The organism is Halomonas sp. KG2 (genome assembly GCA_030440445.1).
Taxonomy (GTDB): Bacteria; Pseudomonadota; Gammaproteobacteria; order Pseudomonadales; family Halomonadaceae; genus Vreelandella.
Genome location: CP098528.1, coordinates 960,380 through 974,764 on the forward strand (window position 1 = coordinate 960,380; position 14,385 = coordinate 974,764).

Annotated in this window: 1 protein-coding gene (running past one end of the window); it reads left to right on the top strand. The window is 57.1% G+C overall.

Annotation, left to right across the window (positions count from 1 at the left end):
- Window positions 1–14,385 carry the 5' portion of a non-ribosomal peptide synthase/polyketide synthase gene (locus NDQ72_04570; protein WKD29228.1) on the top strand. It continues 2,034 nt past the right edge of the window, so the window shows 14,385 of its 16,419 coding nt (coding positions 1–14,385); the start codon lies at window positions 1–3; the stop codon falls past the right edge of the window.

A 14,385-nucleotide genomic window follows, 5' to 3' on the forward strand; every position in this document is an offset into this window, starting at 1 on the left:
ATGAATATTAGGCACGCTCAGACAATGAACAGCCACCCGTCCCATAACGTTGTTAACCACAGCTTCGTTGAGCATTTAAGTCGCCTGGCCCAGGAAAGGCCCAGCGACAGGGCGCTGATTGTAGTGAACGCACAAGGTGAGACCACCCTTGACTACGCCACCCTGGAACGGCGTTCCCGCGCCCTGGCCAGCGAGCTCCAACAGCGGTTCCCGGCTGGTGAGCGTGCCTTGATCCTGCTGGATAACGATGAGCACTATGTGGTGGCGTTCTTCGCCTGCTTATATGCCGGGGTGATTGCCGTGCCGGTCTTTCCTCCGGAGTCGGCCAAGCAGCAACATCTGGCACGCCTGCTCGCCATTGCCGCCGACTCCCAGGCCGCCTGTGTGCTCACCTCTACAACGATTATCGATGTGGTCGCATCTGCAAGCGAAGGCTTCGGCAGCGCCGAACTGATCCCCGTGGATGCCGTAGATGAGAGCCGCGCTGAACACTGGATTGAGCATCGCCCAAAGCGTGGTGATCTCGCCTTTTTACAGTACACCTCAGGTTCCACGGCCACTCCCAAAGGGGTGATGGTTAGCCATGGGAACCTGATGGCGAACGAGCGTGCTATTGAGACGGGCTTCTCGATTGGTGCCGACGATGTTTTCGTCAGTTGGCTGCCGCTTTACCACGACATGGGGCTGATCGGTGGCTTGCTGCAGCCCATCTATCGCGGTATCCCTGCGGTATTGATGAGCCCCACCTTCTTTTTACAGCGGCCGGTACGCTGGCTGGAAGCGATCTCCCGCCACCGGGGCACCATTAGCGGTGGCCCTGATTTTGCCTACCGGCTGTGTCTTGAGCGTATCCGCGACGAGCAGCTTGAGGCGCTCGACTTATCCAGCTGGCGGGTTGCGTTCTCAGGCGCCGAGCCGGTACGCCACGATACCCTCACTGGCTTTATCGAACGCTTCCGCCCGGCGGGCTTTGCCGCTGACACCGCAGCACCCTGTTATGGCTTGGCCGAAGCGACGCTATTGGTTAGCTGTAATTCGCGCGGTACGGGCGTGGTAGGCACGGCTTTTTCTCAACAGTCGCTGGCCGAGGGAAAGGCTGCCTCAGCGGTTGAAGGCAACACCCTGGTGGGCTGCGGTACACCGGAACCCGGTCACGCTATCGATATTGTCGACCCTGAGGGGCTTCACTCGCTGCCCAGTGGTGAAGTCGGCGAGATCTGGGTCAATGGGCCTAGCGTGGCGCACGGGTATTGGCAGAACCCAGAAGCAACAGCGCAAGCCTTTGTTACCCGCGATGGGGTCAGTTGGCAGCGCACCGATGATGCTGATGCACAGAACCACGACGCCCGCGATGATCGCTGGTTGCGCACCGGCGATCTGGGCTTTCTGCACGAAGGGCAGCTGTATATCGCTGGGCGTATTAAAGACCTGATCATTCTGCGCGGCCATAACGTCTACCCACAGGATATCGAGAGCGCTATCGAAGCCGAGGTGGAAGCAGTGCGCAAAGGGCGCGTGGCGGCCTTTGCAGTGACCACGCCGGAAGGCGCTGAAGGGATTGGCATTGCGGCAGAAGTCTCCCGCGGCATACAGAAGCTAGTGCCCGCCGAGAAGTTGGTCGAAGCGCTAAGCGAGACAGTGGGGAGCACTTGCCATGAGCCGCTTTCGGTAGTGCTACTGCTCAACCCAGGTGGCCTTCCCAAAACCTCCAGCGGTAAATTGCAGCGCAGCACCTGCCGCCAAGGCTGGGAGGCGGGTAGCCTGGATGCCTACGCCATTCACGCCTTTGGGCGTTTTGTCAGTGGCGGCAGCGATGAGGATGCTGGTGGTGGAAAGTCATCGCACTCTACTGCGGAAGCTGGAAGCGAAACGGAGCAAGCGTTAGCGAAGCTCTGGCACCAGGTGCTGGGGGATGACGACACCCAGTCGCAAAGTAAGCCGCTAGGCAGCGATGCTCATTTCTTCGCCAGCGGTGGTAATTCTCTGGCGGCGGTGCGGCTAGCCGCCATCATCAGTGATTACTGGGGCGTCGAGCTATCTCTGCACTCGCTGTTCGAGCAACCGCGCTTGTCTGCCATGGCTAACGCTATCGAAGCACGTTTGGCGGCATCATCGGATCAACGAGGGATGGCCATCCCCCGTCTTGAAGATGATCAGCGCCAAGGCGACATACCGCTGTCGGAAGGACAGCGCAGCCTATGGCTGACGTGGCAACTTGATCCCCAGAGCGCTGGTTACAATATGGCAGGGGCACTGCATCTCAAGGGGGTGTTGGAACCAACAGCGCTCAATGCAGCGCTGGAGGCCCTCGTACAACGACATGATATTTTACGTACTTACTACCCCTTGAATGAGGCGGGAGAACCTGTTCAGCGGCTAGCGCAGGATTGGCATCCTGAGCTGATCTGTAACGAGATGCTCGGTGATACCGTGGATGAACGGGAGCAGGCACTGCATGACGCACTCACCAAACTGGCCCGGCAGCCTTTTGCCTTGGATCAGGCACCTCCCTTAACCGTCGCTCTCTACCGCTTGTCCACGGGGCACCATGTGTTAGCTGTCGTGCAGCACCACATTGCTGGGGATGGATGGTCAGTACAGGTGCTCATCGATGATCTATGCGCATTTTATGAAGGCGCGTGTACACAGCAAGAAGCCAAGCTTGCACCACTGCCAATACAGTTCGCAGATTATGCGGTTTGGCAGCAGCGTCAGCAGCACAGTAGTGAGCGGCAGGGCCAACTTGCTCACTGGTGTGAACGCCTCTCCGGGGATCATCCCCCGCTAGCGTTGCCCTTGGATCGCCCACGCCAAGCGATGTCCGCACCGAGCGAAGGCCAGCTGCGCTTTACGCTTCCCGGTGAGTTGAGCGAGCAGCTACGTAGCCTAGCCCGTGAAAGAAACGTTTCACTCTACGCCGTGATCTTGGCGCTATTGAAGCAGACGTTGTATCGCTTTAGTGGTGAGACAGATATCAAGGTAGGGGCGCCGATTGCCAATCGGAATAAAGCCGAGCTTCAGGGCTTAATTGGGTACCTTATCAATGTCGTTGTGTTGCGCACTCAGATTGATCCCACTGGAAATTTCGAACGTTTGTTAGATGAGGTGAGCGCTACCCTGATCGATGCCCAGCTGCATCAGGATGTCCCCTTCGATCAAGTGGTGGAGGCGCTACAGCTAGAACGGCAACCGGGGGTACATCCGCTATTTCAGGTGAAGTGTACTCAGCAGGAAATGTGGCAGGCGGAGCGTCACGTGGCTGGCCTGGCCATTCAAGCCGAGCAGGTATTCACGGGTATTGCTCACTTCGACCTGAGTCTCGATTTTTGCGATGAGCCCGAGGGAATAGCAGGTCTATTCGCTTACTCCGCAGAGCTATTCGATGCCACCACGATCGAGCGTTTCTGCCAGGCATTCCGATTCCTGGCCGAGCAGGTCGTAGCTGATCCGCGGTCTCACACTGCGATGCTGCCGCTACCTGAGCCTATCTCCGTGCTGGAAGGAAACCAAAGCGAGATTCTCACTCAGGCTATACCCACCCTGCTGTCGAAAGTGGTGGCAGCTCATGCTGATGAGTTAGCCGTAAACGACGGGCAGTACCGTTATACCTATGCCAGCCTGGATGCCCAAGCCCAGAATCTGGCACAGGCACTAATCGCAAAAGGCGTTGGTTCCGAGGTGCGTGTTGCCATTCACGCTGAGCGTTCGTGCGAGTACGTGCTCGGCATTCTCGCCGTACTCAAAGCGGGCGGGGCTTTCGTACCGTTTGATCCACAACTGCCGAGCGACCGCTTGGCCTATCAATTGGCTGACAGTGGCGCTCGCTTACTACTGAGCAGCACGCCTTGCGGCTGGAGTGATGACATTCCGGTAATGGAGCTGGCGTTTATCGACGATATTCCGGCTGCCGTAGAGCACGAACTGCCCGTCATTCATCCCCAGCAGACCGCCTATGTGATCTATACCTCTGGTTCCACGGGCAAGCCCAAGGGGGTGGCGGTGAGTCACGGTGCTCTGGCCAATTATGTGCAGGGCGTTCTGGAGGCGCTGGCGCTACCAGAGGATGCCCACAACCTGGCTATGGTGTCGACGGTGGCGGCGGATCTGGGGCATACGGTGTTGTTTGGTGCCTTGTGCACCGGCCGCACCTTGCACCTCATTTCTCCCGAGTGCGCCTTCGACCCGGATGCCTTTGCGGCTTATATGCGGGAACAGCAGGTGGATGTGCTCAAGATTGTGCCCAGCCACCTGCGGGCGCTGCTGAGTGCCGCAAGCCCAGCGGATGTACTTCCGCAAGAGCGCTTGATTCTGGGTGGCGAAGCTACCGACTGGGCGCTACTGGAGCGTCTCGCCGAGCTTAAGCCAACCTGCCAAGTGCTTAATCACTACGGCCCCACGGAAACCACGGTAGGCATTCTCACCCAGCAAGCCGACATGGCCGATCGTGGTGCCAGCACACTGCCGATCGGCACACCGCTGGCCAATGCTCGGGCCTATGTGCTTGATCCCTGGCTTAATCCGGTGCCGAAGGGTGTTGCCGGTGAGCTCTACCTGGGTGGCCCTGGGCTGGCTCAAGGCTATCTACAGCGCCTGGGGCAAACGGCGGAACGTTTCGTTGCCAGCCCCTTCCATGCGGGGGAGCGGCTCTATCGCAGCGGTGATCGTGTGCGCCAACTGGCCGATGGTAGCCTGGAGTTCCTTGGCCGTGTGGATGATCAGGTCAAAATTCGCGGCTATCGGGTTGAACCGAGCGAAATCGCTACCCTGCTGCGCGATCAACCGTGCATCGCGGAGGCCGAAGTGGTAGCGCGGGAAAACGAGGAAGGCCGTGCGCAACTGTTCGCCTACGTGGTTATGGCAGCCGGAAGCGACATCGATGACGCCGCGTTACTCGCGCAGCTTGGCGAACGCGTGCCGGACTATATGGTGCCCAGTGCCATAGTACGGCTAGATGCCTTACCGCTAACCGCCAATGGCAAGTTAGATCGCAAGGCGCTGCCCGAGCCAGTACAAGCGGGTGGTGGTAAAGCATTCGAAGCTCCCCAGGGAGCAGCGGAGGAAACCCTAGCCGCAGTCTGGGCCGACGTAATCGGCTGCGAGCAGGTGGGGCGCAACGACAACTTCTTCGAGCTGGGTGGTGACTCAATCCTCAGTCTGCAAATCGTCGCGCGTTCGCGTAAACGTGGCTACAAGGTAACGCCTAAGCAGTTGATGGAAGGGCAGACTGTGGCCGCCGTGGCGGCGATGGCCACGCCTCTAGCTGCTACCGCTCCTAAACAAGCGGCTGCGCCCAATAAGGCTGCTTCCTTTGCGCTGCTGCCGGTACAGCGCTGGTTCTTCGAGCAGAACTTTGCCGAGCCACACCACTGGAATCAGTCGTTGATGCTGGAAGCGGTCAGTGGTGTAGATACCACGCTGCTACGGCGTGCCATTGAGGCAGTGGTAGATCACCATAGCGCCTTACGGCTGCGCTTTGAACGCGTTGGCGATAGCTGGCAACAAGCCTATGGCAAGCTAGCCGACGATCTCTTCGAGCACGTGGATGTAAGCGATCATGCGGATACGGCGCAGGCCATCACCCAGGCTGCTGATGCTGCGCAACGCAGTCTGAGTTTGGCGCGGCCGTTCCGTGCTATCTGGATGGCACTGGGAGGCGAGCGCGGCGGGCGATTGCTGCTAGTGGCTCACCACCTAGTGGTAGACGGCGTCTCGTGGCGCGTGATCCTCGACGACCTGCAAGCGGCCTACGCGCAGTTAAGTGCAGGAAAGACAGTCGACCTACCACCGGCAACCACCTCGCTAGATGAGTGGGCGCGTGCCCTGGCCGACTATGCCAAATCGCAGGCTTTGGCTGAGCAATGCTCCTATTGGGAGGACCTTGTCAAAGAGCCAGAGCCTAGCCTACCGGCACGTAATCCCCATGGCAGCAACACCGTCGCCGACACCGCATCGCTAGTTGGCAGCTTGCCTACCGAAGCGACCACGCAACTGCTGGGGCCTGTGCATAAAGCCTACCGCACCCAGGTGGATGACCTGCTCCTCACTGCACTATCGAGCGCCCTGTGCCAATGGGCAGAGAGAGATAGCGTACTGATTGAACTGGAAGGCCATGGTCGCGAAGACCTGTTCGAGGGTGTCGATCTCAGTCGCAGCGTAGGCTGGTTCACCTCGCTCTACCCGGTTCGCCTGACCCCAAGTAATGGGGGATCGGGTTCGAGCCTAAAGGCAATCAAAGAGCAACTTCGCCAAGTGCCCGACAAGGGACTCGGCTACGGCGTGCTGCGCTATTTGAAAGAGGAGCCCGCGCTGGTCGGTGGTGCCTACCCCCAGGTTACCTTCAATTATCTAGGACAGTTAGACCGTACTCTACCGGACGATGCTGACTGGCGGCTCGCCAAAGAGCGCGCGGGGCAAACTCGCTCGCCTCAAAGCCAACGCCGTACATGGATTGAGGTGGTAGCCTGGGTTCAGGAAGGCCAACTGTGCTTTGACTGGAATTACAGTTGTGAGATTCACAGCGAGGCAGCGATACATGCCTTACAAGCAAGCTTCCAAGCGCAACTAGAGGCATTGATTGAGCACTGTGCTAGTGGCGTTCGTGGCGCAACGCCTTCGGACTTCCCGTTGGCGGGGCTGAGTCAAGGGCAGCTTGACGGCTTGCGATTGGATGTCGCCAATGTTGAGGACATCTACCCGTTGGCGCCGATGCAGCAAGGGCTGCTATTGCATACCCTGCTCAATCCAGGCGCTGGTATGTACATGATGCAGGATCGCTACCGGTTTGCTTCGCCTATCGACGTCAATGCTTTCGAGAAAGCCTGGCAGCGAGTCGGCGAACGGTATGAGGTTCTACGTACAGGGTTTGTATGGCAAACCGAAGAGATACAGTTGCAGGTGGTGTATCGGCAAATTCCTTCACCTGTGGAATATATCGATTGGCGCGGTATTGACGAGGATGAGGCCGATCGGCGCTTGGCGGTGTTATTGCGTCAGGAGCTTGATGATGGCTTCGACCTGGAACGGCCACCATTGCTAAAGGTACGCCTTATTCAACTGGCGGAGAACCTGTTCTACGTCGTACAGAGTTTCCACCATATTCTGATGGATGCCTGGTGCCGCTCCCTGTTGCTCAGCGATTTTTTCCACTACTACGATGCCTATCGTCTCGGGACGAATTACGAGTTGACGCAACCAAGGCCGTATCGTGATTTTATCGCTTGGTTGCAGCAGCAGGATGCCAATGTGCTACGCAACTATTGGCAACATGAGCTTGAAGGTTTCGATGAGATAACGCCGATTCCTTATCTTAAGCCGCACGGTTCGCACGACAGTGTTGCCACGGTGGCTGATGTATTCTCCTCGCTCTCCCACGATGAGAGTGCAGAGCTACAGAACGTTGCCCGACAGCATCAATTGACTGTCAATACGATCGTACAAGGGGCATGGGCACTGCTGTTAGGGCGGCTTTCCCAGGTAGATGACATCCTATTCGGCGTGACAGTGGCTGGGCGCCCGCTAGAACTGGAGGGCATACAGGAGACGATGGGGCTGTTTATCAACACGATCCCTCTGCGTGTGTCAGCTCCTTCGCCGCAAACATCTGTCCTTGATTGGCTGCATGGGCTATTGGCGAAAAACCTGGAGATGCGTCAATACGAGCATCTACCGTTAGTCGAAATTCAATCGTTGGGAGAGCAGTCACAAGGACGCAATCTATTCGATAGCCTCTTTGTATTCGAAAATGCGCCGATAGATGCCAGCATAACGGAGAAAATCCATGATCTTCATGTGTCTATCAAGGGCAACCGCACCCACACCAATTACCCCTTGACCGTAGTGGTGGTGCCTGGCGAGCAATTGATGCTGCAGCTCTCCTACGACGCCCGTAAGTTTGACGATTCCGAGGTCGAGAGGCTGCTCTCGGGCTTCCGTCAAATTCTCTTGCACATTATTGACAGGCCTGATGCTCCCTATCATGAATTGGACGTATTGCCTGTTAATGAGATGGAGACACAGCGGGCGCAATGTACAGGGCAGTCGGTTGCTTATCCCTTTGAGCGAGGTTATATCGACCTGTTCCGTGAGCAGGTACGACAGCATCCACGCCAAGTTGCCGTTCGCCATCAGGGAGACACACTCACTTATGATCAGCTAGAGGACACCTCCAATCGCATTGCCCAAGCACTGCGGCAAGCAGGGGTGAAGAAGGATAATGTCGTAGCCCTGTATGCCGAGCGCGGCCTAGCGTTGCCAAGCATGATTCTGGGTACGTTCAAGGCTGGCGGTGCGTATCTAGCGCTGGATACCCGACTTCCTGATCAGCGTATCGCCGATATGCTGGCGTCCAGCCATGCATCGGTTTTGGTTGCCACTGCTGAGCAAACACCGCGCCTCGAAACTGTGCTTGAATCCATGCCCAACCCGCCGCGGATGATAGTGTTCGAGGATCTCGTCACGGCGGAAAGACTAGAGGGGGATGCCGCTGTAACGGCTCACCCTGATCAGGCCGCCTATATCATCTATACCTCCGGTTCGACCGGTGAACCCAAGGGTGTCGTCGTTAGCCATCGTGGCATGCTCAACAACCAATTGAGCAAGGTTCCCTACCTGGATCTGTCGGCCAGCGATGTCATTGCCCAGACCGCAGCGCTGAGTTTCGATATCTCCGTCTGGCAAACGTTGGCGGGGCTGTTGTGTGGCGCCAGCATCGAGATCGTGCCTGATGAGATTGCACGCGACCCCAGTGCGTTGCTTCCTTATGCGCACGACAACGGCGTCACGATACTGCAAAGCGTACCCGCACTGATCCAGGGAATGTTGAACACTGCCCCAGTCGACCTGCTAGCACTGCGCTGGCTGCTGCCCACGGGCGAAGCCTCCACGTCTGAGCTAGTCCGCCAATGGTTCGCACGCTACCCGGCGATCCCATTGGTCAATGCGTACGGCCCTGCAGAATGCGCCGATGACGTATCCCTGCACTTGCTGCGAAGCGGCGATGACGAGCACTTAGCCGTGGTGCCGATCGGCAAACCGGCTGATAACACCCAGCTACTCGTTCTCGACAGTCAATTAAACCTATTACCTATGGGGGTGAGCGGCGAACTATATGTCGCCGGTGTCGGTGTTGGGCGGGGGTACCTGAATCAGCCGAAGCTGACGGCGGATCGCTTCGTGCCCAACCCGTATGCTGAAGTGCCCGGAGAACGGCTCTATCGGACGGGTGATCTGGCCCGCTATCGCACTGATGGTGTGCTGGAGTACATCGGCCGCACCGATCAGCAGGTCAAGATACGGGGCCAGCGCATTGAGCTGGGAGAGATAGAGTCCCGGCTGGTGGAATTCGATGTTATACGAGAAGCGGTAGTGGTGGCCCAGGAAGGGCCAGGAGGCGCCAGGTTAGTGGCTTATGCCGTCGCCCAGCCACATGAGTCGATCGATACGGCAGAGCTACGCGAGCGTCTAGGGCAGGTATTACCCGACTATATGGTGCCAAGTTTAGTGGTAATGCTCGATGCCTTACCACTAACGCCCAACGGCAAGGTGGATCGCAAAGCATTGCCCGAGCCCGACTTCGCCAGTAGCGCGCAATATGAGCCACCCCAAGGTGAGACGGAAGAGACGCTAGCGGCGATTTGGAGCGAGGTGCTGGGTGTCGAGCGGGTAGGGCGTCACGACAACTTCTTCGAGCTAGGGGGGCACTCGCTGTTGGCACTGAGTGTGCTCGAGCGTATGCGGGTTCGAGGCCTTGAGTCTCAAGTACGAACGCTGTTCCAGTCGCCCGAATTGGCGGCCTTCGCCAAGGCACTGTCCCTAGAGCCTAATAGGAAACAACTGGTTGTACCGCCCAATAGGATTCCAGAGCATTGTCAGTCGATCCAGCCGGATATGCTGACACTGATCGATTTGGATACTGATGAAATCAGTCGCATAGAAGATGCAGTGCCAGGCGGAGCGACCAATATCCAGGATATCTACCCTCTGGCGCCATTGCAGGAGGGCATCCTGTTCCATCATCGGTTGCAGGAAGAGGGTGACACTTATGTACTCCCTTGCTTACTTGGTTTTGATAGTCAGGAACGGCTTGAGCAGTTTGTTGCTGGTTTCAATCAACTGATTACCCGTCACGATATTTTGCGCACAGCAGTGCTCTGGGAAGGGCTTCATGAACCAGTACAAGTGGTGCACCGGCACGCCTCACTAGAGGTGGAGTGGCTGGAACTGGAAGAAACCGGTGTTTCGTGCAGCGTTTCCGAGCGACTAAATGCCCATGTCGATCCAGAGCAGTATCGCATTGATGTACGTCAAGCACCTATGGTTCGGGCGATTGCTGCACAAGATGCTGAGCAGGGGCGATGGCTGCTGCAACTACCCAGCCATCACTTGATTATGGATCACGCGACTCTTGACTTTTTAGTAGCCGAGATATCCTTCATACAGCAAGGTCGTGAGAACGAGTTGCCCAAGCCACTTCCATTCCGCAACTTCGTGGCACAGGCAAAGCTGGGGGTAAGCCCTGAGGAGCATGAGGCCTTCTTTAGAGAGTGTTTAGGTGACGTGGATGAGCCCACTGCGCCGTTTGGACTGATGGATGTTCGTGGCGATGGCAGCGACATCGAAGAAGTACGACTGCTGCTAGAGCCGGAGCTGGCCCAACAGATACGTCAGCAGGCGCAGCGATATGGAGTGAGCACGGCAAGCCTATTCCACTTAGCCTGGGCTCTAGTGCTGGGCAAAACCACCGGACAGGATGATGTGGTGTTCGGCACGGTGTTGTTCGGGCGTATGCAGGGGGTAGAGGGAGCTGAACGGGCGCTGGGAATGTTTATTAATACTCTGCCGGTGCGTATCAAGGCAGGTTTCCAGGGGGTAGATAAGTGCTTGCGCCACACCCATGATACCCTTTCTGAGCTGATGCATCACGAACATGCCAGCCTTGGGCTAGCGCAGCGATGTAGTGGCTTGTCCAGTGGAACTCCTCTATTCACGAGCCTGCTGAACTATCGTTACCGCGCTCCCCAGCAAGAGGGAAGACTCGTTCATCCCTGGGAAGGCATGGAGGTGCTGGGTGGCCAGGAGCACACCAACTACCCGATCACGATGTCGGTGGATGATCTGGGTAACGGATTCCAACTGGTAGGACAGGTTAGCCGTTTGATCGGCGCGCAGCAGCTATGTGATTACCTGAGCACGGCCGTGGCCGGAATCGTGGAAAGCCTGCAAACCGAACGGCAGCAGCCAGCGGGAGAGATTAGTCTGCTAGGTAAAGTCGAGCACCTCCAGTTACAGGAATGGGGGAAAAGTTCTCAACGCTACCCTGACGCTGCGCTGATTCACCACCTGATTGAGCGCCAAGCTGCGGCGGCCCCTGAGAAGACCGCGTTAGTATTTGAAGAACAGTCACTCAGCTACGCCGAACTCAATACCCGTGCCAATCGCTTGGCTCACTACCTCATCGAACTAGGCGTGCGTCCCGAGAACCGAGTGGGTATCGCTGTTGAGCGCTCCCTTGAGATGGTGGTGGGGCTACTGGGTATCCTCAAAGCGGGTGGTGCTTATGTGCCACTAGATCCCGATTATCCGAGCGATCGGTTGGCCTATATGGTCGAGGACAGCGGTATTGAGCTGCTGCTTACCCAGCAACATCTTAGTGAGTCGTTACCAGTAGCTGAAAGCCTGAATGTCATCGAACTGGATCAGTTGGATGTGACGCATCATGCGTCGACCAATCCAAACGTGACGCTACACGGTGAAAATCTTGCTTATGTGATCTATACCTCGGGCTCCACAGGACAACCTAAAGGGGCGCAGCTATGTCATGCGAACGTGACGCGATTACTTTATACCACGGCACCTTGGTTCAATTTTGACGAGCAAGATGCCTGGACAATGTTCCACTCCTACGCCTTCGATTTCTCAGTGTGGGAGGTGTTTGGGGCACTGTGCACGGGCGGGAAACTCGTCGTGGTGCCCTACTGGGTTAGCCGTTCGCCAGAGGACTTCCTTGAGCTGCTATGCCGGGAACAAGTGACAGTACTAAACCAGACGCCTTCTGCCTTCCGGCAGTTGATGGCTACCCCTGATCTCTATAACACGGAAGACCTAGCTTTGCGTGTGGTGGTCTTCGGTGGTGAAGCCTTGGCGCCGGAAAGCCTACGCCCTTGGATTGAGCATTTCGGTGATGATCATCCCCGCCTGATCAACATGTATGGCATCACTGAGACCACAGTGCATGTCACTTATCGGCGTCTGACAGTTGATGATCTGACAGGTCAGCGTAGTCCTATAGGGATTACCCTCCCGGATCTCGGTGCATATGTGTTGGATAGCCATCTTAATTATACCCCCATAGGAGTTCCTGGGGAGCTTTACGTATCAGGAACAGGCTTGGCACGAGGCTATTTGAACCGTCGCAGCCTGACAGCGATGCGTTTCGTGGCTGACCCGTTTGGCTCAGGAGAGCGGCTCTATCGCACTGGTGACCTAGTGCGCTGGCATGAAGACGGCCAACTCGAGTACCTGGGGCGCATTGACCATCAGGTGAAAGTCCGCGGCTTCCGTATCGAACTGGGGGAAATTGAAGCACAACTGCTATCTCAATCGGAAGTGCGTGAGGCGGTGGTGATTGCCCAAGAAGGCCCAGGTGGTTCGAGGCTGGTGGCATATGTGGTTCCACAAGCTGAGGCCGAACTCGATACTAATGCTCTACGTAAACAGCTGTGTCATCACCTACCCGACCACATGATACCTAGCGCGTTGGTAGCTATGGATGCCTTGCCGTTAACTACCAATGGCAAGCTTGACCGTGCTGAGTTGCCTGATCCTGACGTGGCTGTCGGGAATGGCGAGTTCGAGGCACCGTGCGGTGAGTGGGAAGTCAGCCTGGCAGCGCTCTGGTGTGAAGTACTGGAAATCGAGCGGGTCGGCCGGCACGATAATTTCTTCGAGTTAGGCGGGCATTCGTTGCTCGCGCTGCGGCTGATTGCGCGTTTGCGTGAACGTGGCCGGGACATCGCCATCCGTGAAGTGTTTGAACATCCGCGTCTAAGCGATTTCGCGCAGGTGCTAGAAGCGGCTAACAGCCTCCGTAAGGTGGAGGTTCCGCCCAACCTAATTCCCGAGCACTGTGAAACCCTCGAACCCTGGATGCTCCCTCTGGTATCGCTCGACCGGGAAGCGATCGTGCGCATTGAGTCGACGGTGCCGGGCGGTGGCGCCAACATCCAGGACATCTATCCCTTGGCGCCGCTGCAGGAGGGGATTCTCTTTCATCACCGGCTGCACGCCGAGCGTGACGCTTATATCACTTCCTACGCCATGCGCTTCGACGATCGCGACCGCATGACACGTTTTATCGACGGCTTTAACCAAGTGATGGTGCGTCATGACATCCTGCGTACCGCTGTTTTCTGGGAAGGGCTCGACGAACCGGTTCAGGTTGTTCTTCGTCAGGCAGCGCTGGTGGTGGAGTGGCTCGAAAAGGCATCCGACGACGACATTGAAGGCTCGAAACTGTCTCCACTGGAACGGTTGCGTCACGCCGCCGACCCCGGGAACTGCCGGATCGATGTGCGCCAGGCGCCCTTGATGCGAGCCGTGGCTATTGAGGACACAATCGATGGTGGTTGCCTGCTGCAGTTACTTATTCATCACTTAGTAGATGACAACATGACGGTCAAGCAGGCCGTCAAAGAGATCGCCCTGATTGAACAGGGGCGTTCCGCAGAATTGCCAAAGCCCGTGCCATTTCGCAACTTCATCGCTCAGGCTCGCTTGGGTGTGTCTGACAGCGAACACCAGGCTTACTTCCACCGTCGCTTTGGCGATCTTGACGAGGGTACGCTGCCCTTCGGTCTCAACGACGTTATGGGGGACGGTGACAACATCGACGAGCAGCGACTGGTTATCGATGGTGAGCTAGCGGCGGCGATCCGCCATCAGGCTAGGCTTCACGGCGTCAGCGTGGCGGCCTTCTTCCATCTCGCTTGGTCGCTGGTAATTGCCAAGGCCGCCGGCAAGGACGACGTCGTGTTTGGCACGGTGTTATCTGGACGTATGCAAGGCATCGAAGGCGCCGAACGAGCACTAGGAATATTTATTAATACGTTACCGTTGCGCATCTCACTGGGTTGCCAAGGTACCGATGAATGTCTGCGACAAACTCATGCTGCCCTTTCTGAGTTAATTCACCACGAACATGCCAGCCTTGGCCAGGCACAGCGTTGCAGTGGCTTACCGGGAGGCACACCGTTGTTCTCGAGTTTGTTGAACTACCGCCTGGGTACACCTGAAAAGGAAGGAAATGCCACTCCGACGTGGCAAGGTATGGAGATTCTAGGCGGGCAAGAGCGTACTAACTATCCCGTTGGGATGTCGGTGAATGACCTA